The organism is Salinicola lusitanus, assembly GCF_038648475.1.
Taxonomy (GTDB): domain Bacteria; phylum Pseudomonadota; class Gammaproteobacteria; order Pseudomonadales; family Halomonadaceae; genus Salinicola; species Salinicola lusitanus.
Genome location: NZ_CP151919.1, coordinates 1,227,896 through 1,252,560, shown reverse-complemented (window position 1 = coordinate 1,252,560; position 24,665 = coordinate 1,227,896). Strand labels below are relative to the sequence as shown.

Sequence of the window (24,665 nt, the reverse complement as noted above, 5' to 3'; positions counted from 1 at the left end):
AAACACCGGCCTCCGGCCTGCTACGCTCAGCGTCCTGCCCATCGTCACCAAGGACTCATCGTGAAAGACGAACTCGCCAATAATCGCAAGGCCTGGGTCGATGCGGCCTACACGCTGCTGATCGGCGCCGGGGTCGGTGCGGTCAAGATCGTGCCGCTGGCCAAGCAGTTGAAGACCTCGCGGACCAGCTTCTACTGGCTGTTCAAGGATCGCGAGGAGATTCTGGAGGCGCTGCTGGCGCGCTGGGAGGCGCAGAACACGCAGGCCGTCATTACCCAGAGCGAGCGCTACGCGGCGACGATCGTCGAGGCCACGCTCAACGTCTTCGACTGCTGGTTCGACCCGGCGATCTTCGATTCCGAGTTCGAGTACGCCGTGCGCAGCTGGAGCCTGCAGGACCCGGCGGTGGCCACCCGCGTCCAGAGGGCCGACAGCGCACGCCTGGGCGCGCTGAAAGCGATGTTCGCGCGCTTCGGTTATCCCGAGCTGGAAGCCGATACCCGGGCGCGTACCGTCTATCTACTGCAGATCGGTTACATCTCCATGCACATCCAGGAGAGCAAGGACACGCGCATCACCCGAATCGCCGAATACGTGCGCATCTTTACCGGCCAGCCCTGCACCGAGAGCGATATCGCGCGCTTCGCCGACCGTCACCGCGCGCGCTTTCGCACGTCGGCGACCCCAGCGGCGAAGAGCGCCACATGAGTTTCCCGAAGGTCGACCAGTTCGACACCCGGCGGGCCGTACCTTGGGACGCCGCACCTTAGGACATAGCCGCCGGTATCCGCTGATTCCCACCCCACTCGAGAGGTAGACACATGAAGGTGCTCGTCGGCGTCAAACGGGTCATCGATTACAACGTCAAGGTACGGGTGCGCCCGGATCACAGCGATGTCGATCTGACCAACACCAAGATGGCCATGAATCCGTTCTGCGAGATCGCGGTGGAGGAGGCGCTGCGACTCAAGGAGCGTGGCGTGGCCAGCGAGATCGTGGCTGTCAGCATCGGCCCCAAGGCGGCTCAGGAGCAGCTGCGCACGGCGCTGGCGCTGGGCGCCGACCGCGCCATCCACATCGAGAGCGAGGAGAGACTGGATTCGCTCGAGGTCGCCCAGGTGCTGGCCCGAATCGTCGCCGAGGAGCAGCCGGGGCTGGTGATCCTGGGCAAGCAGGCGATCGACAGCGACAACAATCAGACCGGGCAGATGCTCGCCGCCCTCACCGGCATGGGCCAGGGCACCTTCGCCTCGCGCCTGGAGGTGACGGATGAGGAAGTCCAGGTAACGCGCGAGGTCGACGGCGGCCTGCGCACGCTGGCCTTGCGCCTGCCGGCGGTGATCACCACCGATCTGCGTCTCAACGAGCCGCGTCACGCGCGCCTGCCCGACATCATGAAAGCCAAGAAGAAGCCCATCGATAGCCGTGGGATCGACACCGTCGGCCTCGCCGCCAACGACTATCTGCGCCTCGAGCGAGTCGAGACCCCGGCGGCACGACAGGGCGGCAGCAAGGTCGCCTCGGTCGATGAGCTGGTCGACAAACTCAAACACGAAGCCAAAGTCCTGTGACAGGAGAGTCCATGAGCACACTGATCGTGGTAGAGCATCGGGATGGCGCCCTGGCCGCCTCCACGGCCCACGTGGTCGCCGCGGCCCGCGCCCTGGGCACAGAGGTCGACCTGCTGGTGGCCGGTGAAGGGATCGACGCCGTGGCCGCTGCCGCCGCCCGTCTCGACGGCGTGCGTGCGGTTCTCACGGCGGATCATGCGGTCTATGCCCACCAGTTGGCGGAGCCGATGGCGGCGCTGATCGTCGCCTGCGTGGACGACTACAGTCACCTCCTCGCAGCCGCCTCCAGCAGCGGCAAGGACATCCTGCCGCGGGTTGCCGCGCTCAAGGGCGTGCCGCAGATATCCGACATCATCGCCATCGAGGCGCCCGACACCTTCAAGCGCCCCATCTATGCCGGTAGCGCCATCGCCACGCTGAGCAACCACGCCCCGCTCAAGGTGGTGAGCGTGCGCACCAGCGCTTTCGATGCCGTGGCAGAGACTGGCAGCGCCGAGATCCGCGCGCTCGGTATCGTGGTCGACAACACGCTGTCCACCTTCGTCGGCGACGAACTCGCCACCAGCCACGGGCCGGAACTCGGCAGCGCACGGGTGATCGTGTCCGGCGGGCGTGGCCTCGGCAGTGGCGAGAACTTCAAGCTGCTCGACGGCGTCGCGGCCAAGCTCGGGGCGGCCATCGGTGCCTCGCGCGCCGCAGTGGACGCAGGCTATGCCGCCAACGACCTGCAGGTGGGCCAGACCGGCAAGGTGGTGGCGCCGGATCTCTATATTGCCGTGGGCATCAGCGGCGCGATCCAGCATCTCGCCGGGATGAAGGACTCCAAGGTGATCGTGGCGATCAACCAGGACGAGGAGGCGCCGATCTTCGGCATCGCCGACTACGGGCTGGTGGGTGACCTGTTCGAAGTGATACCGGCCCTCGAGAGCCGGCTGTAGATCTGGCGCCTCCAGCGCTTGAGTGTTTTGACCTGTTGCGGCTCAAGCGAGGCGCGCCTCATACCGCCTGGCGAAAGCGCATCACCGGTAGCGGCTCGTCGGGCAGATGCAGAATGTCCGCGTGCACACCGAAGGTCTGCCGCAGCCGGGCGGCGGTCAGCACCTCGTGGGGCGCCCCGACGGCGACCAGGCGCCCCCGATCGAGTAACGCGAGACGATCACAGGCCAGCGCCTGATTGAGATCGTGCAGCGCGACGACCACGGTCAACGGCAGATGCTCGATCAGTTGGAACAGCGCGAGCTGATGATGGATATCCAGGTGATTGGTCGGCTCATCGAGCAGCAGCAGACCCGGTTGTTGCGCCAGAGCCCGGGCCAGATGGGCACGCTGACGCTCGCCGCCGGAGAGCGTCTGCCAGCGCCGCGCCGCCAGATGCCCCATGCCGACAGCATCCAGCGCGCGTGCCACGATACGTGCATCCTCGTCACGCCACGGGCGCAGTGGCGAGAGAAAGGGCGTGCGCCCCAGGCTGACCGCCTGCTGGACTTCGATACGCGCGTCGGTCGTGGCCTGCTGCTCGACCAGTGCCAATGCGCGTGCCACGTCGCGCCGCGACAGGCGCGAAATGTCGCGCTCGTTCAGCAGGACACGCCCGCGCTTGGGCTTGTCGAGACCGGCGAGCAGCCTCAGCAGGGTCGACTTGCCCGAGCCGTTGGGTCCGATCAGACCCAGTTTTTCGCCGGGATGGACCGTCAGATCGATCCCCTCGAGCAAATACTGACCACGCACCCAGAACGTGACATCGTCGGCGACGAGCTTCATTTCGCATGCGCTCCACGCAGTAGGATCAGGGCGAAGCAGGGCGCGCCGATCAGCGAGGTGATCACGCCTATCGGGAGTACCTGCCCCTCGACGATGATGCGCGAGACAATGTCGGCGGCGATCAGAAAGAGTGCCCCGGCCAGCGCCGAGATCGGCACCAGCCGAGCGTGGTGACTGCCCACGAGCATGCGCACCGCGTGTGGCACCACCAGGCCGACGAAGCCGATGGCGCCGACCCGAGACACCATCACCGCCGTGACCAGAGCCACGCTAGCGATCAGGATGCCACGCACCCGGCGCACGGCGATGCCCAGGGAAGCCGCGCTGTCGGCACCGAAGGTAAAGGCATCGAGCGCCCGGCGATACCAGAGACACACCAATAGCCCGATCAGCGCCGTGGGCACCGCCAGCCGGGTATCGTCCCAGCGCACACCGGAAAGATTGCCCATCAACCAGAACATCAACCCACGGGCCTGCTCGGCGCTCGCCGATCTGGCGATGATGAAGGCGGTCAGCGCATTGAACAGGCTGGACCCGGCAATCCCCGCCAGAATGATCGTGCCGGAAGCTTGCATCGTGCTGCCGCGCCCCGCGCTGCCGCCAGCGGCTCCCGCCAGTAGCGTCACCAGAATGAATGCCCCCACCGCCCCCACCATCGCCCCCGAGGAGAGCGTGACGGCCCCGGCCCCCCAGCCAGCGACGGCGACCAGCACGGCGCCGGTCGAGGCGCCGGCGGAAATCCCCATCAGGTAGGGGTCGGCCAAGGGGTTGCGCAGCAGCGCCTGCAGCACCACCCCGGCCAGCGCGAGCCCGGCGCCGCAGCAGCCCGCCATGACGGAGCGACTCAAGCGATAGTTCCAGATGATGCCGGCATCGATACGATCGACGGCGTAGTGGGCGCCAGTGAGGCGATTGGCAAGCACTTTGACGATGGTCTGCGGCGCGATCGTGGTCTCACCGATCGCGCTACCCGCCAGCAGCGCACCGAACATCAGACAAGGCGCCAGCCACAGCCAGTGGCCCCACCCCCACGCCCCGCCTTTCGCGGCGACTGCCGTCATCGCGTGAACGACATCGTCGACAGCGCATCGACCAGCGTGTCGAGCCCGTAGATCGTGCGCAGGGTAGCGCTCATGGCGTGAGCGTTCATCTCGATGATGTGTCCCTGCTTCACCGCCCTCATTTCCCGCGCCACCGGGTCCTGATGCAGGAAGGCACGCTTCACCGCCACCGAATCGGCGGGGTAGCGACGGCGATCCATGCTGGCGATCACGATGATGTCCGGATCGGCACGCGCAATGGTCTCCCAGTCGACGGTTGGCCATTCGTCGTCGGAACGGATGACATTATGGATACCCAGCACTTGCATCATGTAGCCCGGCGCCCCTTTGCGACCGGCGACATAGGGCGCCACCCCGGTATCCGGCGACGAGAACCAGAAGACCGCCGACAAATCCTCGGGCAGATCGAGTGCCTTGGCCCTGGCGACGGCATCCGCCTGGCGCGCCTTCAGCGACGCGATCAGACGCGCTCCGACGGGCTCGACATCGAAAATCTGCGCCAGCTGGGCGATGCCCTTGTAGACCGAAGCGGGTGAAAAGGCAGCCGTGCGCGTCCCGTCACCCCCGGTCGAATTGTCCTTGCTATCGCAGTCGGCGGGCATCACGTAGGTCGCGATGCCCAGCTCTGCGAACTGTTCCCGAGTGCCCACGCTGCCAGTGGGGCCGACATGCCACTCATACTGCGCGGCCACCAGGTCCGGGTGCTTGTTGACCACCGATTCGAAGCTCGGATCGTTGTCGGCCAGGCGTTCGATGCTGGCATCGGCTTCGCGAAACTGCGACAACACCGGCGTGAACCAGACCGAGGTCCCCTTCACCCTGTCAGCCAACCCCAGCGAGTAGAGAATTTCGGTTGCTGACTGGCCCACCGTGACCACTCGCTGAGGCGGGGCGGCGATGCGTAACGTGACGCCACAGTTGTCCAGCGTTAGCGGATAGTGGGTGGATTGGGCGGTTGCCGGGAGCGCGATCGCGGCTGCGAGTACGCCCAGAACCCCGGGAAGCGCTTTGATGAATGGCTTGTACATGGGCTGCCTGAGTCGTGTCCGAAACTCGCTGGAGGTCTCGATGCGGTCACAAACGAAGCGGCCCGGACCGCGAGCGGGCAGAGCCGCAGACCACCCGGACAGCAATGAAATGTTATGATATAACATATCTATGGCTATCTGAAGCCACTTCCCCGACAACCCGCTTTGAACAGTCAGCACGCAAACGCCCGACTCTGACGAGCCGGGCGTCCCTGCGACCTCGGGCGGAGCGGAAGCGCCGCGATCAGGCGGGCTCGGGGGTCTTCTGGTTGTCGCCGAGGGTCACCCCGGGCAGATCCCCGGTCATCGTCTCCTGCGGCTGGTAGTGGATCACCGAGCGGATCGCCTCACCGCGGTGGAGCAGATCGAACGCCGTGTTGATGCGATCGTGGGTCATGTTGTGGGTGATGTAGGGGTCGACGTCGAAGCGCCCAGAGAGCCACTCGTCGACCATGCCCGGCAGCTCCGAGCGCCCCAGCACGCCACCGAAGGCGCTGCCGCGCCAGACCCGCCCGGTGACCAGCTGGAACGGGCGCGTGGCGATCTCCTCACCGGCGCCGGCGACGCCGATGATGATGCTCTCGCCCCAGCCCTTGTGGCAGCACTCCAGCGCCGCGCGCATCAGGCGCACGTTGCCGACACACTCGAAGGAGAAGTCGACACCGCCGTTGGTCATGTCGATGATCACTTCGTGCAGCGGCTCGGGGTGCTCGTTCGGATTCAGGCACTCGGTGGCGCCCAGCGACTCGGCCAGGGCGAACTTGGCCGGATTGACGTCGATCCCGATGATCCGCCCCGCGCCCTGCAGCTTGGCACCCTGGATCACCGCCATGCCCACCGCGCCGAGGCCGAAGACAGCGACGGTATCCCCCGGCTGCACCTTGGCGGTGTTGCGCACCGCGCCGATGCCGGTGGGCACCGCACAGCCCATCACGCACGCCTTGGACAGCGGCGCCTCGGGGTTGATCTTGGCCACCGCGATCTCCGGCAGCACGGTGTACTCGCTGAAGGTGCTGGTGCCCATGTAGTGGCGCAGCATCTTGCCCTTGTAGGAGAAGCGGCTGGTGCCGTCCGGCATCAGCCCCTGCCCCTGGGTCTTGCGTATCGTCTGGCACAGGTTGGTCTTGCCGGACCGGATATAGGGGCAGTCGGGATCTTCCGGGGTGTAGAGCGGGATGATGTGATCGCCCGGCGCGACCGAGGTCACGCCCTTGCCGATCTCCTCGACGATCCCCACGCCCTCGTGCCCCAGCACGCAGGGGAAGAGTCCTTCGGGATCGCGCCCCGAGAGCGTGAACATGTCGGTGTGGCAGAGGCTGGTGGTGACGATCCGGACCAGCACCTCGCCCGCCTTGGGCCCTTCGAGATCGATCTCTTCGATCTCCAGCGGGCGATTCGGCTCCCAGGCAATGGCGGCGCGCGTTTTCATGAGGACCTCCGTCAACGGAAAAGTGAGGCAAGGTCTCAGTGACCCTGAGTCGTGACTGTGAAGAGCGACGTTGAGTCGAGACGTGGCGTAGTGACCTTGAGGGCGTCACGTCGGCGGGTCGACACGCTACACTCGTGACGATACCGACATGGTTAACGTAAGATACGTTATAACATAACAACTCTGACGCGCTATCGGTTTCCGACAAAAAGCTTTCCACCGACGACACTCATCCGCCCTCTGGTCCGCCTGCCATGCCCAAGACCGCGACGACCCCGATCCCCGTCACCCTGCTGACCGGCTTTCTCGGCAGCGGCAAGACCACCCTGCTCAATCGTCTGGTCCGCCAGCCCGACATGGACCGCACCCTGGTGATCATCAACGAGTTCGGCGAGATCGGGCTCGATCACCGCCTGTTCAGCGCCACCGACGAGACCGAGGTGGTGGCGCTGGAGAGCGGCTGCCTGTGCTGCACCATCCGCGGCGACCTCGCCCGCACGCTGCGCGATGCGCCCTGGCGCTACGCCCGGGAGGGCCGGCGCCAGTTCGACCGCGTGGTGATCGAAACCACCGGCCTGGCCGATCCGGCGCCGATCCTGCACACCCTGATGACCGAGCCCAGGCTGGTCGGTCAGTACCGGCTCGACGGCATCGTCACCACCATCGATGCCGTCCACGGCAGCGCCACCCTCGACCACCACCCGGAAGCGCTCAAGCAGGCCGCGGTGGCCGACCGCCTGCTGCTGACCAAAGCCGATCTGGCGCCTCTAGAGGCGCTGGCAGCACTCGCCCGGCGGTTGGCCGAGATCAATCCGGGGGCCGGCCAGCGCCAGGTGGTCCAGGGCGAGATCGAAGCCGCCGCCTTGACCGGGCTGGGGCTGATGGGGGCAGACGGCACCCGCCCCGATCTCGCCCGCTGGATCGACGCCTACGCCCAGCCACCGAGTCTGGCCGGGCTGGCCTTCAGCACCGGCCCCGCGGCTGCCGGGTCACTGCTCGCCCCGGCGGGCAGCGACACTCCCGGGCAAGACCCCAACCGCCACGACGACCGCATTCGCGCCCACTGCTTCACCCTGGACGCACCGATCGAACTCGGCCGCTTCGAAGCCTGGCTCGAGCTGATGACGGCGCTGATGGGCGAGAACATGCTGCGCATCAAGGGCATCCTCAACCTCGCCGGGCGCGAGCGCCCCACCGTGATCCACGGCGTGCAGCACATCTTCCACCCGCCGGTGGAGCTCGACGCCTGGCCCGATGACGACCGCCGCTCGCGGCTGGTATTCATCACCCGGGACATCCCGCGCGAATCGCTGGAGAGCGTGCTGGTGGCAGTCACGTAGAAACGCCCCGCGGCACCGAGATGTTATCGGTGCCGCGGGGCGTCGGGTCCGGCGAGGATCGCCGTTGCCGGAGGCATTCAGGCCGGGGCCGGCGCTGCTCCCCGCGGGCGCCACCGCGGCAGCGACCCGGCGCTGGAGAGCGAGACCGCCAGGATCGACATCAGCACCAGCGCCAGCGCGGGTACCAGCACCGCCCAGGGCGCGCGTTCGAGATAGGGCAGGCTCTCGGCCAGCAGCAGCCCCCACTCCGGTGCCGGTGGCCGCGGCCCCAGCCCGAGAAAGCCCAGCGCCGCCAGCGCCAGTGCGGTGCCCGGCAGGCGCAGCATGGCGTGGCGGAACACCGGGCCGACCACCGCCGGCAGCAGATAGCGGGTGAGCAGCCGCAGCCGCCCCACCCCGAGCATCGGGGTGATGCGCACATGCGGCTGGCCCAGCGTCTCGGCCACCAGCGCCGCGGTATGGGCCGCCAGTGGCGCCCAGCTGACCAGGGTGACCGCGATCACCGCGCCGCTGGCGCTCGGCCCCAGCAGGCCGGCGACGATCAGCCCGGCGATCACCGGCGGGGTGGCATTGGTGATCTCGATCGGCCCCGCGGCGAGGCGCGGCATCAGTCCGATCGTCACCCCGAGCAGAAAGCTGATGCCCACCGCCAGCAGCGCCATGCCCATGGTCGAGAGCGCGCCATGACTCACCCGCGCCAGAATGTCGCGACCGATCCCGTCGGCCCCCAGCGGCAGCGCCAGGCTCGGCGGCTGCAGCCGCAGATAGGCCGAACTCAGCGGGTCGCGCCCCAACCCGGCGACGATGATCAGCGCGAGCGCTAACGCCGCCAGGGCAGGTACCAGCCAGCGCCAGCGCCCGGGCTGGGGTGGCGTCACTGTCACCGGCACCGCGCCGGCACGCAGCGTACGCCCCAGCAGCAGCGTCCGGCACAGATTGGCGCTCCCGCCGAGTACGATGGCGATGACGATCAGTATGAGAATACCGGTCTGCAGCGCCGGCAGATCCTGCGCCGAGGCGGCCCCCAGGGTGGCCCGCCCCAGTCCGGGAATGGAGAACACCTGCTCCACCGCGATCGCGCCGCCGGTCAGCCCCACCATCACCAGCCCCACCTGCGGCAGCAGACTGGGCAGGGTGCGCTGGATCGCCGCCAGGGCGATACGCCGGCGCGCAAAGCCGGCCACGTGCCAGGTCACTACCCAGCGCTCGCAGAACGCCGCCGTCAGCGCATCGCCGAACAGCCGCCCGAGCAGACCACCGCCGGGTAGGCCGAGGGCCACCGCCGGCAGGATCAGATGGCGCCAGTCACCCCAGCCATAGGGCGGCAACCAGCGTAGCCAGGCGGCAAAGACCACCAGCAAGAGCGCCGCGAGCAGAAACTCCGGCAGCGCGGTGAGCGTCGCCCCCAGCGCACCGGAGGTCGGCGTCGCCTCGCCGGCTAGCCCGCGCTTGAGCGTCGGCAGGCAGATCAGCAGGGTGACCACCAGCGCCACCCCCAGCGCTGCCGCCATCAGCGTCAGCGAGACCTGCGCTGCCTGCAGCATGCCCGGCAGCACCGGCGTGCCGGAGATCCACGACACCCCGGCATCGCCCCGGAACAGCCCGCTCAGCCAGTGCCCCAGCTTCTCGAACGGCCCCATGGCGAGGCCGAGCTGGGCACGGATGGCGTCCAGCGCCTCCGCGCTCGGGTTCTGATCGCCGGCCCGGGCGCGCAGAATGCTGAGCGCCGGGTCGCGCCCGGAGAGCCACGGCAGCAGCCCCACCAGTACCACCACGCCGGCCAGCGTCACCAGCCGCGACAGCGTCGGCAACAGCCGCTGCCACGCCTCCCAGTGCCATGCCACCCCGGTAGACCGCGGGGTCACACTCGCTGGCTCACTAGCGGGCATCGGCAGTCTGGCGGAAGTGGGTGTGCTCGTCGATCAACTCACGCTCGCGCGGGTCGCGCAGCGCCCCGACCACATCGGTGGCTTCGCCCTGGATCACCCGCTCGTGGAGCATGGGTACCGCGGCGTCCGTTTCCAGGATCGCCGCCTCGGCCGCGATGATCGCCTGACGACGCTCGGGCCCCGGCGGCAGATCGCCGGCCTTGGCCAGCGCCGCATCGATCGCCGGGTCGCACAGCTGGGCGATATTGAACGAGCCCGCGCAGGAGAAGTCGCTGACCATGTAGGCGACCGGATCACCGGAGTCGAGCAGGGTCGCCCGCGACAGGATGAAGGCGTCGAACTTGCCCGCCAGCATGTCGGATTCGATATGCGCGTACTGGCGCACCTCCTGCTGGACGTCGAAACCCGCCGCCTCGAGCTGCTGTTCGAGCAGCACCGCCACTTCCGGCAGCTCGGCACGATCGGTGAAGGTGGCCAGGGTGATGCGAACGCCATCGGGCTCGGCGGCCGCGGTGCGCTGGGCCAGCGGCTGGCGCAGCTCGCTCGCCCAGGCCAGTGCCGGGCCCAGCAGCCCTTCGGCGACGTCGGCGCGGCCCTCGTAGACGGTGCGCACGAGGGCACCACGATCCAGTGCCTCACGCGCCGCCGCACGCAGGGTCGGGGCCTGGAACGGCCCGGAGGCGGTATTGAGATAGAGGGTGTTGGTGCGCGGCATCGGCACTTCATGAATCAGCGATGGGTCGATCAGCGCCACCTGCGACACCGGCACCGCCTCGACCACATCCGCCGTGCCGGTGCGCAGCGCAGCGCCACGGGCGGTGCCATCGGGCACGTAGTCGGCATCGATACCGGCGAGTTCGGCACGCTCGCCCCAGTAGCCGTCGTAACGCTCGAGGGTGGCGCTCTGGGTGCCATTGATCTCGGTGAGCACGAAGGGCCCGGTACCCGCACGGATGGGATCGACGTGACCCGCCTGGGCGTAGGCTCTCGCCGCCATGATCGCCAACTGCGGGCTGGAGAGCCGGTTGGGCACCAGCGGGTCGGTATCTGCGGTGCGCACGATGACCGCATTCTCGCCGTCGGCCTCGATGCGCATCTCGACCCCATCGAGAATGCGCGGTTTGGGCACGGCGTTGGTCGCGGCGGTGAGCGAGGCGACCACCTGCTCGACGGTCAGCGCGCTGCCGTCATGGAAGGTCACGTCCGGGCGGATGGTGAAGCGCCAGGTCTGGGGGTCGAGCTGCTCCCATTCGGTGGCCAGAAACGGCTGCGGATCGCCGTCGGCATCGAGCCGAATCAGCGTCTCGGCGGTGCGCCAGCGCGACAGCTTGAAGGCGTCGTCGGTGAGCGGATTGAGCCCGGAGCGGGGCGGCTGCAGCATGGCGACGCGGAGTCGCCGATCCTGCGTCTGCGTCTTCCCGGGGGCATCGTCGCGCGCCGCCGAGGTCTCCTCATCCTGCCCACAGCCGGCGAGAAGAGAGAACGACAGCACCATCAGCGGCAGCGTCAGGGCACGCCGCAGCAGGCTGACCGGGCGGCGTGTGGCCGAGGCGCGCCGGGGCGTCGCGGCGGTGGCGGGCATCACAGAGGCAGAGAAGGTCACGAGGGGATCTCCTGGGTCGTGGGGTGGCGCCCAGCGGCCTCCGAGGGCGGAACGGGCATGGACAAGGTGGTAGAAAAGGTCGTGGCGGCGCGCAGCAGCGCTGCGGTGTGCGCCTGGGCCGGCTGGCGGAACAGCGCCGCCGTGGGGCGATCTTCGATGATCGCACCGGCATCGAGGATCAGCGTGCGCTGGCACAGCCGGCACACCACCGAGAGATCGTGGGAGATCAGCAGCAGGGCGATGTCGGCGTCGTGGTTGAGCGACTTGAGCACCTGGGTGACCTTGGCCTGGACCGGCAGGTCGAGCCCGCTCAGCGGCTCGTCCGCCAGCAGCAGCCGGGGCCGCACCGCGATCGCCCGGGCGATCGCCACGCGCTGCGCCTGCCCGCCCGAGAGCGACTCGGGGCGCCGCTCGAGAAAGCTGCCATCCAGCCCCACCTGCGCCAGCGCTTCGCTCACCCGCCGCCGGTGATCGCCATCGATGCCCAGATGCACCAGCGGTTCGCGCACCAGTTCGCGGACCCGCATACGCGGGTCGAGGGAGGCAGCGGGGTCCTGCGGGATGTACTGCACCACCCGGCGGTACCAGCGCAGCACACGCACCGAGCCGGGTTGAATACGCCGGCCCTGGCACCAGATCTCGCCGCTGTCGGCACGTGCCAGACCCAGCATCAGATTGAGCAGCGTCGACTTGCCCGCCCCGGAGACGCCGGCGAGACCGATCAACTCTCCCGGGCGGATGGCGAAATCCACCGCCTTCAGGATCGGCTGCCGTTCGCGCCGCCAACCCCAGCGACGCGGCCCCGCCACCCAGCGGCTCAGCCCGCTGACGCGCAGAAGGGAGCCATCAGCGTTTAAATAAGAGCCATCAGCGCTAAGGAGAGAACCATCAGCGTTTAAACAAGAGCCGTCAGCGTTTAGAGAAGCGCCGTCAGCGTTTGGAGAAAAGCCATCAGCGTCTGGGCGAACGTCGTCGTCGCCTTTCGACGGATGGCAATCGTCGTGGTGTCTCATCGCGCCCCCACCGCAGCAGCGCCGGAGATGGAGTAGGCGTCAGTTGCCGCCAGCATCTCGGGCGTTATCTCGGCGCTGCGCATCGCAGCCACCAGCTCGCGGGTGAAGCGCTGCTGGGGTGACGCGACCAGATCCGCCAGCGGGCCACTCTCGATCATCCGCCCCTGCTCCAGAATCACCGCCCGCTGACACAGCCGGCTGGCCCCCCCCATGTCGTGGGAGATGAACAGCAGCGCAGGCTTCCCGGCGCCACCGGTGGTCTCGTGCAGCAGCGTCAGCACCTCCGCCTGGGTCAGCGCATCGAGCGCCGTGGTCGGCTCGTCGGCCACGATCAGTGAAGGCTTGCAGGCCAGCGCCAGCGCCACGCAGACCCGCTGGCGCTGGCCACCGGAGAGTTCGGCGGGCGAGCGCGTCAACAGCTCGGTGGCCGCCGTGAGGCGCATGCGCGTCAGCAGCTCGGCGGCAGCGGCCCGCGCCGCCCGCCGCGACAGCCCATGGAAGCGCACGAAAGGCTCGCTCAACTGGGCGCCCACGCTCACCAGCGGGTTCAGGGCCGCCTGGGTGTTCTGGAACACCATGCCGATGCGCAGCGCTCGCGGGCGCTGCGTCGCCGCCACACCAGCGACCTCATGCGCGCCGAAGCGAATGCTGCCGCCGACGCTTGCCGTGGAGGGGGTGATACCGAGGATCGCCGCCGCGGTGAGCGACTTGCCCGAACCCGAGGGGCCGATCAGACAGACGCGCTCACCGGCGCCGACGGTGAAGTCGAGACCAGCCACCACGCGCTGCGTGCCGATATGCACCGACAGATTGTCCACCCGCAACACGGGCTCACTGGGCTCGGGCACCACGCCACGCTCCTGCTGGAAAGGCCGAGAAGCGCGAAGTTATAACATAACGATTCAGAGATGTGCTATCGCCGTCTGAGCGGCTTGCGAGGTCGGTATGTGCGGGGGAGACATTGGGCTGCCTGGCGTCAGGGACGATTCGAGGCAACGGCTGGCACGACGGGCCCCGCTGGGGCCCGTCGCGTCGGCGCGCTCTATTCCACCGTCACGCTCTTGGCCAGGTTGCGCGGCTGATCCACGTCGGTGCCCTTGAGCACGGCGACATGGTAGGAGAGCAGCTGCAGCGGCAGGGTGTAGAGAATCGGCGCGAGCACTTCGTCGATCTGCGGCAGGTGCAGCACGCGCAGGTCGGCGGCGGCGGTCAGCCCAACGCCTTCGTCGGCGAAGACGAACAGTTCACCACCGCGGGCGCGCACTTCCTGCAGGTTGGACTTGAGCTTCTCCAGCAGCTCGTCGTTGGGTGCCACCGCGATCACCGGCATATCAGCGTCGACCAGCGCCAGCGGGCCATGCTTGAGCTCCCCCGCCGGATAGGCCTCGGCGTGGATGTAGGAGATCTCCTTGAGCTTGAGCGCGCCCTCCAGGGCGATCGGGAACTGGGTGCCGCGGCCCAGGAACAGCGCATGATGCTTCTCGGCGAACGCCTCCGACAGCTCGGCGATGGGGCCATCCATCTCCAGCGCCTGTTCGAGCAGCGCCGGCAGCCCGCGCAGGGCCTGCACCAGCGCCGTCTCGCGGGCATCGCCGCGCTCGCGGCGCAGCGCCAGGGTGAGCAGCAACAGCGCCACCAGCTGGGTGGTGAACGCCTTGGTCGAGGCGACGCCGATCTCCGGGCCGGCCTGGGTCATCAGCGCCAGATCCGACTCGCGGGTCAACGAGCTGCCCGGCACGTTGCAGATCGCCAAGGCGCCAAGATAGCCGGCCGCACGCCCCTTGGCGTAGCGTAGCGCCGCCAGGGTGTCGGCGGTCTCGCCGGACTGGGAGAGGGTGACGAAGAGGGTATTCTCCGGCACCACCACCTCGCGGTAGCGATACTCCGAAGCGACTTCGACCGTGGTCGGGATACCGGCGAGCTTCTCCAGCCAGTAACGCGCCACCAGGCCGGCGTGATAGCTGGTGCCGCAGGCAACGATATGGATCTGCCTGACGCGCGCGAACAGCGCCTTGGCCCCGACCCCGAAGCTGCTCTCAAGCACATGGGAGCCGCTCAGCCGGCCCTCCAGGGTGGCGGCGATCACGGCGGGCTGCTCATGGATCTCCTTGAGCATGAAGTGGCGATACTCGCCGCGGCTGGCGGCGCTGTCGCCATGCTCGAAGGTGTGCACCGCCCGCTCGGCCGGCTCGCCGTCGGCGAAGATCTCGATGCCGTGGGCATCCGACAGGCGCACCACGTCGCCCTCCTGCAGATAGACGAAGCGGTCGGTGACCTGCAAAAGCGCCAGGGTGTCGGAGGCGAGGAAGTGCTCGTCGATCCCTACGCCGACCACCAGCGGGCTGCCCTTGCGCGCGCCGACGATCTCGCGCGGCGCCTCCACGTGCATCACGGCCAGCGCGTAGGCGCCGTCGATCCGGGCCAGGGTCGCCTGCACCGCGGCGAGCAGATCGCCGTGGGCGTCGAAGGCGCGTTCGAGCAGATGCGCCACCACTTCGGTGTCGGTCTCGGACTCGAACACCACGCCCTCGGCCTCGAGCTCGCGCTTGAGCGGTTCGTAGTTCTCGATGATGCCGTTGTGCACCAGCGCCAGGCGCCCGGCGATATGGGGATGGGCGTTGGCCTCGGAGGGCTTTCCATGGGTCGCCCAGCGGGTGTGGGCGATACCGATATGCCCCTTGAGGTCACCATCGGCGAGCTTCTCCTCCAGCGCCGCGACCTTGCCCAGCGCACGCAGGCGCGCCAGCGCGCCTGCGCTATCCAGCACGGCCATGCCGGCACTGTCGTAGCCACGGTACTCGAGCCGCTTGAGTCCTTCCAGCAGGATGCCCTGCACGTTGCGCGCTGCCAGCGCGGCGACGATTCCACACATGTTCGATGTCCTCGAAGCTATTGGGGCGCGTCGGCGACCACCAGCGTCACGCCCTGGGCCTCGATGGCGGCGGCATCCGCCGCCTCGAGACGCCAGTCGGTCACCAGGGTGTCGATACGAGCCCAGGGGAGTTCCAGATTGGGGATGCGGCGGCCGAGCTTGTCGGCCTCGACCATCACAACCACCTCGCGGGCGACCTCCGCCATCACGCGGGTGAGGCCGAACAGCTCGTTGTAGGTGGTGGTACCGCGGTCGAGATCGATGCCGTCGGCACCGACGAAGAGCTGATCGAAGTCATAGGCGCGCAGCACCTGTTCGGCGACCTGACCCTGAAAGGATTCGGAGTGCGGGTCCCAGGTGCCACCGGTCATCAGCAGCGCCGGCTCGGGTTCGAGCTCGCGCAGGGCGCCGGCCACGGCGAGCGAATTGGTCATCACCACCAGCCCACGCAGGCCACCGAGTTCACCGATCAGCGCCGCCGTGGTGGTGCCGCTGTCGACGATGATGCGGTTGTGCTCGCGGATGCGGGCGCGGGCGGCCCGGGCGATGGCGCGCTTGTGGGGCGAGAGCACCTGTGCCGGTTCGGCGAGCATCTCCTGGGGCAGCGGCGCCGCCCCACCGTAGCGGCGCAGCAGCAGACCGCTGCTCTCCAGCGAGGAGAGATCCTTGCGCACCGTGACCTCGGAGATGGCGAAGCGCGACGCCAGCACCTCGACCGGCGTTTCGCCATGGGCGTTGACGTAGGCAAGGATGGCATGACGTCGCTGAGCAGTATCGCGTTTCGGCATGGCGTGAGTTTCGAAATCCGCTTTTAAGTTTCGATTCGAAAGATAATGGATTCGAATCAAAACCCAATCGCGCCATCGGGTCAAGTATCGGTGCTCGGCGTCGGCGCGAAATGGCGACGAATGAACGACCGCGAACGGAACAGCGAGAGCGTGCCAGGCTGGAAGAAGCGGGTGTGGACAACACAGCGCACGGGTCACGCTGCCCTCCGGCTGTGGATAGATTGACTCGACGCGCCTTCGCCTCAGCGCAACAGCAGGCGATAACCGATCCCGGCCTCGGTCTGGATCAGCGCGGGAGCATCCGGGTCGTCGCCGAGCTTCTGGCGCAGGCGGCTGATGACGATACGCAGATAGTGGGTGTCATGGACATGTACCGGCCCCCAGATATCCGACAGCAGTTGGTGCTGGGTGATGACCCGATCGGGCTGGCGGGCGAGCGCAGCCAGCACGCTGAACTCTCGCGGCGTGAGGTGGATGCTCTCGCCGTGCCGGGTGACCCGGCGCCCGGCCAGATCGATGATCACGTCGCCGAGGCTGAGCCCTTCGCCGGCGGTGCCGGGCGTGGCCTTGCGCAGCGCCGCCCGCACCCGTGCCAGCAGCTCCTGCACCCCGAACGGCTTGGTGATGTAATCATTGGCCCCGGCATCCAGTGCGGCGACTTTCTCCGCTTCGCTGGCTCGCACCGAGACCACGATCACCGGCACCTCGCTCTGGGCCCGCAGGGCGTCCAGCACCTCCATGCCATCCATGTCGGGCAGCCCGAGATCGAGCAGCACCAGATCCGGACGCTGGCGGTTGAATGCCGCCATTCCGGCGTTGCCATGCTCCGTTTCGACGACCTCGAACCCTTGCGAGGTCAGGCTGATGCGCAGAAAGCGCCGGATCTGACGCTCGTCCTCGATCAGCAGAATGCGCGGACCGCGCTGGTCGGGCGTCGAATCGCTCATGGCTCACGCCCCGTGGGTGGTTGCTGCATGCGCTGCCTTCTCTCGTTGTGGGTTGGACGTCAGATCCCGTTTTCGCGGGCATTCTCGACGCCGTCCCCGACTGTCGCTTCCTCCGCTGGCGGCGTCCAGACCGGCAGCAGGATCCGGATCGTGGTGCCCAGGCCCCACGCCGCCGGGCCGGCGCTGATCTCGCCGCCGTGTGCACCGATCATGCCACGGCAGATGGCCAGCCCCAGGCCGCTGCCCTGGGGGCCGCGATCCCCCTCGCCACCGCTGAAGAACATGTCGAAGATGCGTTCGCGCAGCGCTTCCGGAATGCCCGGCCCCTGGTCGCTGACCTGGATCGCGATGCGATCGGCCTCCCGCTCCCCGGTGATCCGCAGCCGCCCACCCGGCGGCGAGAAGCGGGCCGCGTTCTCGATGACGTTGATCAGCGCCTGTTCGATCAGCGCGGGGTGCACGTAGAGCAGCGGCAGGTCGGCGGCGATGTGGCGCTCGATCTCGAGCGTTTCGACCACCGAGCCGAGACGCTTCAGCGCCGAGGCGACGATATCCGACAGCGCTACCCAGTCCCGCTCGAGCTTGAGCCCTCCGTGGCCGAGTCGGGTCATGTCGAGCAGGTTCTGAATGTAACGGTTGAGCCGCTCGCTCTCGCCAAGGATGCCATCCAGCAGCTCCTCCCGGTCGCCCTCACCGAGCTGCGACCAGAGCTCCCGCAGCGAGCTGGCCGAACCGATGATCGAGGCCAGCGGCGTGCGCAGATCGTGGGAGACCGATGAGAGCAGCGCCGAGCGCAGGCGTTCGTTCTCCTCCGCCAGCCGGGCGGCACCGAGATCGGCGACCAGTCGGGTGCGCGCCAGCGCGCTGGCCAGTTGATTGATCAGACTGTCGATCAGCGCCTCTTCGGCGACACCGAGCGGCTGCTGGCGATCGCCCAGCGCCAGCCCCAGCACGCCGCGGGTGGCACCGCTCCCGCCCACCGGCAGGAATCGCCAGCGCTGGGCGCTGAGGGTCTGGGTCCCGTGCCCGCTCGGCTTGCCGTGCTGATGGGTCCAGCGGGCGGCCTGGAGCGCGGCGGGCTCGAGGGCGAGGCTGCCCGGATAGGCGGCGGTGGCGCGAGGCGCCTCGGCCGGATCGTCACTCTCGACGAATACGCAGGGTAGCGCCAGCGAATCGGCCAGTGCCTTGAGCGCGATGTCGCGAACGCGATCATGATCGGCTGCCCCCGCCAGCGCACGTGAGATCGACAGCATCTCCTGGATCTGATGACGACTCTGACGCAGCGCACCGAGCTGTCGACGCACCTTGCCCGCCAGTTGGCCCGCTACCACGGCCACCAGCAGAAAGATCACCAGCGTCAGGATCTGGTCCTGCTGGATCATCGCCAGGGTGAAGCGTGGCTCGGTGAACAGGAAGTTGTAGGTCAGGGCGCTGAACGCCACCGTCAGCATCGCCGCCCGGGTACCGGCACGCAGCGCGCTCGCCAGCACGGCGGTCAGGAAGATCAGCGACAGGTTGGCCAGCTGTACCTGAGTCGAGAGCAGCTGTGCCGCCAGCGCCGCCAGCGCGGTCGTCGCGATCGGCCACAGCCATTCGCGGGCCTGCGGCCACTGCCAGCGTGGCCGGGAGCGCCGGGCGGGGCTGTCGTCGTCGGCCAGCACGATCAGATCGAACGGCGGGCGTCGCGCCAGCAACCGCTCCACCAGCGGGCGCCGCCATCCGCTCGCGGGCCAGCCGATTTCGCTCGATGTTCGCCCCGCACGGCGATTCGCACCGCCACGCCCGATCATCAGCGCGGTGATGTTGTGACGCGCGGCATGATCGAGCAGCTCCGCCATCGGATCGTCGCCGCTCAGGGTCTCCCAACTGCCGCCGAGCTGTTCGGCCTGCTGACGCAGGTTGCTCGACTCGCTCTCGGTGGCCGGGTCGGCGTCCCGCAACGGCGTCAGTTGCACCACCTGCCAAGGTGCCTGATGGCGCTGTGCCCAGCGGCTGGCGGCGCGCAGCAGGACGTGATCGACCCGGCGGCCTTCAACGACGACCAGCAGTCGCGCCCGTACCGGCCATGGGCCGGCGACGCCGCTGGCGTCCATCACCTGACGAACGTCCGCATCCAGCCGTTCCGACATCACTCGCAGCGCCAGCTCGCGCAGCGCCGTGAGGTTGCCCGGCGAGAAGTAGTGCTCCAGCGCGGCGCGCGCCTGCTCGGGAACGTAGACCTTGCCCTGCTTGAGCCGCTCGATCAGTTCCAGTGGGGTGAGGTCGATCAGCGATACGTCCCGGGCCCGGGCGATCAGGCGATCGGGCACGGTCTCGCGCATGCGGATGCCGGTGATCCGGGCAACATCGTCATTGAGACTCTCGACGTGCTGGACGTTGAGCGTGGTCCAGACCTCGATCCCCGCCTCCAGCAGTTCCTCGATATCCTGCCAGCGCCGGGCGTGGCGCCCACCCGGAATGTTGCGGTGGGCCAGCTCGTCGACCAGCAGGATCGCCGGGTGCCGAGCCAGCGCCCCATCGAGGTCGAATTCAGGAAAGGTGCGACCATGGCGTTCCCTGGGCGTCAGCGCCAGATTCGGCAGGCCGTCGCAGAGCCGCTCGGTCTCCTCGCGACCGTGGGCCTCGATCACTCCCAGCACGATGTCGGCCCCGGCGTCGAAGCGCTCCCGGGCGGTGCGCAGCATGGCGCTGGTCTTGCCAACGCCGGGGGCGGCGCCGAAAAAGATCCGCAGCGCGCCACCGGCGCGGGCCCGGGTGGTATCCAGCAGCGCGTCCGGGTCGGGGCGGCGCATGGCAAGAGGCTCATTCACGGCACGATCTCCCTCGGTCACTCGCCCGTCCGGGACACTCCGGCGGGCACTCGATGTCTCGCGAATGGCATCACTCGCGCCCGTCCAGCGCCAGATTGAGCGCCAGCACGTTGACTCTCGGCTCGCCAAGGTCCCCGCGGTCACTATAGCGCTCGACCAGCGCCGTGACAGCCGACGGCGCCAGACCGCGCACCCTCGCGATACGCGCGACCTGGATGGCCGCCGCCTCGGGGCTGATGTGCGGGTCGACCCCGGAACCCGAAGCGGTCAGCAGATCCGCCGGTATCCGCCCCGGCGGGACCCCGTCACGGGCGGTGATTCGCCGGGCGTCGGCCTCGGCACGTTGCCGCAATGCCGGGTTGCTCGGCGCCAGATTGGAGCCGGCGACGGCATCGGCGGCGTAGTCCACCGCCGAGGGGCGACCCTGAAAATAGCGGTCGCCGGTGAATCGCTGGCCGATCAGGGCGGAGCCGACGACACGGCCTTCCCGGTCGCTCAGCAGGCTGCCGTTAGCGTGGTGGGGAAACGCCAGCTGCCCCAGGCCGACGACGACCAGCGGATAGAGCAGACCGAGCAGCCCGGCCATGAGCAGGGTGAAGCGAAGCGCCGTCGCTGCGCCGCCGGCGTTGTCGCGGCGGGCGCTGCCGAGGCGGGCACTGTTCAGAAACGAGGCGAATGACATCTCGAGAACCTCCGTTGGCAAGGGACGATCGGCTAGACGAACAGCCCGACGACCAGATCGATCAGCTTGATCGCGGGGAACGGCAGCAGCAGGCCGCCGAGACCGTAGATCAGCAGGTTGCGCCGTAGCATGGCGCTGGCGCTCCTGGCACGGACCCGCACCCCGCGCAGGGCGAACGGAATCAACGCGGGAATCACCAGGGCGTTGAAGATCACCGCCGACAGCACGGCGGAGGCCGGCGAGTGCAGGCCGAGCACGTCGAGCCCACCCAATGCCGGCACGCTGGCGGCGAAGATCGCCGGCAGGATGACGAAGTACTTGGCGACATCGTTGGCCAGCGAGAAGGTGGTGAGCGCGCCACGGGTGATCAGCAGCTGCTTGCCGATCTCCACCGCCTCGAGCAGCTTGCCGGGGTCGGAGTCGAGGTCGACCATGTTGGCCGCCTCCCGCGCGGCCTGGGTGCCGGAGTTCATCGCCAGGCCCAGGTCCGCCTGGGCCAGCGCCGGGGCGTCGTTGGTGCCGTCGCCCATCATCGCTACCAGCCGACCGGCGGCCTGTTCCTCGCGGATCAGCGCCAGCTTGCGCTCCGGCGTTGCCTCGGCAATGTAGTCGTCGACCCCGGCCTCGGCGGCGATCGCCGAGGCGGTGATCGGGTTGTCGCCGGTGATCATCACCGTCTTCACCCCCATCTCGCGAAGCTGCATGAAGCGCTCGGCGATGCCTGGCTTGATCACGTCCGACAGCGCGATCACGCCCAGCAGCACGTTGTCCTCGGCCACCGCCAGCGGCGTGGCGCCGTGGCGCGAGATCCGTTCGACCAGCGCCTCGTAATCGTCCGGTAGCCGCCCGCCGGCTTCCTGCACCTGTCGCGCAATGGCGTTGGGCGCGCCCTTGCGCCAGCGTCGGCCGTCGGCGAAATCGAGGCCGGAAACCCGGCTGGTGGCGGAAAACGGCACCACCTCGGCGTCTTCGACAGGCACCAGCGCCGCACCCTGCTCTCTCGCCAGCACGACGATGGAGCGCCCCTCCGGCGTCGGGTCCTCGAGCGAGCAGATACCGGCGACCTCGCGCAGCCGCTTCATGTCGATTCCGTGGCACGGTGCGAACTCGGTGGCGCGACGATCGCCCAGGGTGATGGTGCCGGTCTTGTCGAGCAGTAGGGTGTCGATGCTGCCGACGATCTCCACCGCCTTGCCGGACTTGGCGATGAGATTGGCGCGCATGGCCCGCTCCATCCCGGCGATGCCGATGGCCGGTAAGAGCCCGCCGATGGTGGTGGGTATCAGGCAGACCAGCAGCGCCACCAGCATCACCGTCGAGGTCTCGATCCCCACGAATCGCGCCATCGGCACCAACGTGACCACGACGATCAGGAACACCAGCGTCAGCGTGGAGAGCAGCACCGACAGCGCCAGCTCGCTCGGCGTCTTCTGGCGGCTGGCGCCCTCCACCAGGGCGATCATGCGATCGAGCAGCGACTCGCCGGGGTCGACGCTGACCTCGACGATCAGCTCATCGGAGAGCAGCTTGGTCCCGGCACTGACGCCGCTGTTGTCGGTGCCCGCCTCGCGCAGGACCGGCGCGGATTCGCCGGTGACGGCGGACTCGTTGATCGAACCGGCGCCCTGGACGATCTCGCCGTCGGCGGGGATCAGTTCGCCGGCCGATACGCGGACACGATCGCCGCGGCGCAGTTGGTCGGCGGCGACCGTCTCCTCGCCGCTGCGGGTCAGCCGTCGTGCCTTCAACTCACCGCGGGTGGCGCGCAGGCTGCCGGCGTGGGCCTTGCCACGGGCCTCGGCCATCGCCTCGGCGGCGTTGGCGAACAGCACCGTGGCCAGCAGGATCAGCGTCACGCTCAAGGCGAAACCACCCTGGCCGTTGGCCTCGGCAAAGGCGAGGGTGGTGTAGAGCGCGCAGATCAGCGTGCCGATGGCGACCACCGCCATCACGGGGTTGCGCGCCAGGCTGGTCGGATTCAGGCGCTTGAAGGACTCCACCAGCAGGAGCAGCGGCTGCACCTGCAGGGTCGTTGCCTTGGCACGGGGTTGGCGTCTGGTCAGGTCACGCTTCACAGGGCTCTCCCTATCGCTCCCGCTGTCTCTTCCCGTTCGAGAACGGGAAACGAAGGTACTGTCATCGATGGGCTTCATGGGGCGAGTACCAGTTGTTCGGCGATCGGCCCCAGCACCAGGGCGGGCAGGAAGCCGAGCAGATTGACGATGACGATGACACCGGCGGTGAGTCCGACGAAGGCGCCGTTCTCCATGGCCAGGCTGCCACGCCCTTGCGGCGCCGTGCGCTTGCCCGCCAGCCAGCCGGCCACCGCCAGCGGCACCAGCATCGGCAGGAAGCGGCCGACCGCCAGTGCCACCACGCAGGTCAGGTTCCACCACGGCGTCGCGTCGCCGAGCCCTTCGAAGCCGGAGCCGTTGTTGGCGAACGCCGAGGTGAATTCGTAGAGCACCTGGGAAAGGCCGTGGAAGCCGGGGTTGGAGTTGCCGGTCAGGCCGGGGAAGGTCACGGTGATCGCGCTCAGGCCGAGAATGATCAGGGGCTGCGCCAGGATCGCCAGCGAGATCCAGCGCATCTCGCGGGTCTCCAGTGGCTTGCCGAACAGTTCCGGAGCGCGGCCGATCATCAGCGAACCGATGAACGCCGCCAGCATCAGGTAGAGCAGATAGCCGATCAGGCCCACGCCGATGCCGCCGAAGGTGACGTTGACGAACATGTCCATCAGCAGCCCCAGACCACCCAGCGGGTTGAAGCTGTCGTGCATGGCGTTGACGGAGCCGTTGGAGGTCTGAGTCGTCCAGCTGCCCCAGAGCGCGGAGAGGTCGCTGCCGAAGCGCAGCTCCTTGCCCTCGAGATTGGGGCTGTCGGCGACGACGAGCCCGGCCAGGGCGGCGTTGGGCAGTCGCTCCGACACCACGATCAGGCTGGTGGTGATCAGCGAGAACGCGATCATCACCGCGCCGATCCCCATCATCAGCCGGCGCCGGCCGCTGATGACGCCCACCGCGATCAGCGACGCCACCGGTATCAGCATCAGTGCGATCGTCTCGATCAGGTTCGACAGCCCGGTCGGATTTTCCAGCGGCACGGTCGAGTTGGGGCCGTACCAGCCACCGCCGTTGGTGCCGAGCTGCTTGATCGCCACCATCGGTGCCACCGGACCGCGCGGTATCACCTGGGTCGCGCCGCCATCGAGCATCATCACCCGCTCGGCGCCCTGGTACGTCGCCGGCACGCCCTGCCATACCAGAATCAGGGCCACGACCAGTGATAGCGGCAGCAGCACCCGCATCACGATCCGCGTGAGGTCGACGTAGTAGTTACCCACCCCGCCCCCGGCGTTGGTGGCAGCCGGGCGCCTCAGCAGCGTCCGGGTGATGGCGAGCAGCACCGCCAGCCCCGTCGCCGGAGTCAGGAACTGCAGCGTGACGATGGCCAGCGTCTGGCTCAGGTAGGAGAGCTGGGCCTGGCCCGAATAGTGCTGCTGGTTGGTGTTGGTGGCGAACGAGACGGCGGTGTGCAGCGCCGTATCCCAGTTCATGCCGGGGATCCCGTCGGGGTTGAGCGGCAGGACTCCCTGGCCCATGAAGACCAGCCAGGCCAGCGCGACCAACAGCAGATGAAGCTTCAACACCGCCAGCAGATAGGCCGACCAGGACATCGAGGCGCGGCGATCGACACCGGCCAGGCGCATCAGGACCGACTCCACCGGCCCGAAGAGACGATCCATCACGCTGGGGCGGTCCGTATCCAGCGCGCGGCCCATATAGAGCCCGAGCGGCAGCGCCAGCCCGATCAGCAGGGCGTAGCAGAGCATCATTGCATTCATGGCTAGAATCGCTCCGGCCAGCAGAGC

Annotated in this window: 19 protein-coding genes; 4 read left to right on the top strand and 15 right to left on the bottom strand. The window is 68.3% G+C overall.

The genetic code is table 11. The features are described from left to right. Positions 1-60: 60 nt before the first annotated feature. From AAGT95_RS05760 to AAGT95_RS05750, 3 genes are all read left to right on the top strand, one after another. Complete coding sequence (locus AAGT95_RS05760; protein ID WP_198651690.1) at positions 61-708, top strand: TetR/AcrR family transcriptional regulator; 648 nt, start codon at positions 61-63, stop codon at positions 706-708. Positions 709-821: 113 nt separating this feature from the next. Next, on the top strand, positions 822-1,571 hold the full coding sequence (locus tag AAGT95_RS05755; RefSeq protein WP_342595831.1) for an electron transfer flavoprotein subunit beta/FixA family protein: 750 nt from the start codon (positions 822-824) through the stop codon (positions 1,569-1,571). Positions 1,572-1,582: 11 nt separating this feature from the next. Further along, positions 1,583-2,509: an electron transfer flavoprotein subunit alpha/FixB family protein gene (locus tag AAGT95_RS05750; protein ID WP_342595830.1), complete on the top strand. Its 927-nt coding sequence runs from the start codon at positions 1,583-1,585 to the stop codon at positions 2,507-2,509. Between the two features lie 58 nt (positions 2,510-2,567). On the opposite strand, the gene AAGT95_RS05745 is transcribed toward AAGT95_RS05750, so the two are convergent. From AAGT95_RS05745 to AAGT95_RS05730, 4 genes are all read right to left on the bottom strand, one after another. Next, positions 2,568-3,332, bottom strand: a complete 765-nt coding sequence (locus AAGT95_RS05745; RefSeq protein ID WP_342595829.1) for an ABC transporter ATP-binding protein — start codon at positions 3,330-3,332, stop codon at positions 2,568-2,570. Then, on the bottom strand, positions 3,329-4,393 hold the full coding sequence (locus tag AAGT95_RS05740; RefSeq protein ID WP_342595828.1) for an iron ABC transporter permease: 1,065 nt from the start codon (positions 4,391-4,393) through the stop codon (positions 3,329-3,331). Before AAGT95_RS05740 ends, AAGT95_RS05745 begins: the two co-directional genes overlap by 4 nt. Next, positions 4,390-5,421 (bottom strand): ABC transporter substrate-binding protein, encoded by a 1,032-nt coding sequence (locus tag AAGT95_RS05735; protein ID WP_342595827.1) that lies wholly within the window; start codon positions 5,419-5,421, stop codon positions 4,390-4,392. The genes AAGT95_RS05740 and AAGT95_RS05735 overlap by 4 nt, the downstream gene beginning before the upstream one ends. Before the next feature lie 244 nt (positions 5,422-5,665). After that, positions 5,666-6,850, bottom strand: coding sequence for an S-(hydroxymethyl)glutathione dehydrogenase/class III alcohol dehydrogenase (locus tag AAGT95_RS05730; protein ID WP_342595826.1), 1,185 nt, complete (start codon positions 6,848-6,850; stop codon positions 5,666-5,668). A 254-nt stretch (positions 6,851-7,104) separates the two neighbouring features. Here AAGT95_RS05730 and AAGT95_RS05725 point away from each other — a divergent pair, with 254 nt between their 5' ends. Next, positions 7,105-8,190 (top strand): GTP-binding protein, encoded by a 1,086-nt coding sequence (locus AAGT95_RS05725; protein WP_342595825.1) that lies wholly within the window; start codon positions 7,105-7,107, stop codon positions 8,188-8,190. Between the two features lie 77 nt (positions 8,191-8,267). On the opposite strand, the gene AAGT95_RS05720 is transcribed toward AAGT95_RS05725, so the two are convergent. From AAGT95_RS05720 to kdpA, 11 genes are all read right to left on the bottom strand, one after another. Next, a complete protein-coding gene (locus tag AAGT95_RS05720; RefSeq protein WP_342595824.1) occupies positions 8,268-10,055 on the bottom strand; it encodes an ABC transporter permease subunit in 1,788 nt (595 codons plus the stop codon). Positions 10,056-10,068: 13 nt separating this feature from the next. Then, complete coding sequence (locus tag AAGT95_RS05715; RefSeq protein ID WP_342595823.1) at positions 10,069-11,682, bottom strand: ABC transporter substrate-binding protein; 1,614 nt, start codon at positions 11,680-11,682, stop codon at positions 10,069-10,071. Beyond that, positions 11,679-12,491 (bottom strand): dipeptide/oligopeptide/nickel ABC transporter ATP-binding protein, encoded by an 813-nt coding sequence (locus AAGT95_RS05710; RefSeq protein ID WP_342595822.1) that lies wholly within the window; start codon positions 12,489-12,491, stop codon positions 11,679-11,681. Before AAGT95_RS05710 ends, AAGT95_RS05715 begins: the two co-directional genes overlap by 4 nt. Positions 12,492-12,691: 200 nt before the next feature. Next, a complete protein-coding gene (locus AAGT95_RS05705; RefSeq protein ID WP_342595821.1) occupies positions 12,692-13,543 on the bottom strand; it encodes an ABC transporter ATP-binding protein in 852 nt (283 codons plus the stop codon). Positions 13,544-13,737: 194 nt separating this feature from the next. Continuing rightward, entirely contained in the window at positions 13,738-15,567 is a 1,830-nt protein-coding gene (gene glmS / locus AAGT95_RS05700) for a glutamine--fructose-6-phosphate transaminase (isomerizing) (protein WP_342595820.1), read from the bottom strand. Between the two features lie 17 nt (positions 15,568-15,584). Then, positions 15,585-16,355 carry a DeoR/GlpR family DNA-binding transcription regulator gene (locus AAGT95_RS05695; RefSeq protein ID WP_342595819.1) on the bottom strand — a complete coding sequence of 257 codons (771 nt, stop codon included), beginning with the start codon at positions 16,353-16,355 and terminating at the stop codon, positions 15,585-15,587. Positions 16,356-16,597: 242 nt separating this feature from the next. Further along, on the bottom strand, positions 16,598-17,302 hold the full coding sequence (locus AAGT95_RS05690; protein ID WP_342595818.1) for a response regulator: 705 nt from the start codon (positions 17,300-17,302) through the stop codon (positions 16,598-16,600). Between the two features lie 59 nt (positions 17,303-17,361). Continuing rightward, positions 17,362-20,112 carry a sensor histidine kinase KdpD gene (locus tag AAGT95_RS05685; RefSeq protein WP_342595817.1) on the bottom strand — a complete coding sequence of 917 codons (2,751 nt, stop codon included), beginning with the start codon at positions 20,110-20,112 and terminating at the stop codon, positions 17,362-17,364. Positions 20,113-20,182: 70 nt separating this feature from the next. Then, entirely contained in the window at positions 20,183-20,794 is a 612-nt protein-coding gene (gene kdpC, locus AAGT95_RS05680) for a potassium-transporting ATPase subunit KdpC (protein WP_342595816.1), read from the bottom strand. A 32-nt stretch (positions 20,795-20,826) separates the two neighbouring features. Beyond that, on the bottom strand, positions 20,827-22,869 hold the full coding sequence (gene kdpB / locus AAGT95_RS05675; protein ID WP_342595815.1) for a potassium-transporting ATPase subunit KdpB: 2,043 nt from the start codon (positions 22,867-22,869) through the stop codon (positions 20,827-20,829). Between the two features lie 74 nt (positions 22,870-22,943). Continuing rightward, the gene (gene kdpA, locus AAGT95_RS05670) at positions 22,944-24,638 is read right to left on the bottom strand and encodes a potassium-transporting ATPase subunit KdpA (RefSeq protein WP_342595814.1); all 1,695 of its coding nucleotides are present in this window, start codon (positions 24,636-24,638) and stop codon (positions 22,944-22,946) included. Positions 24,639-24,665: the final 27 nt, after the last annotated feature.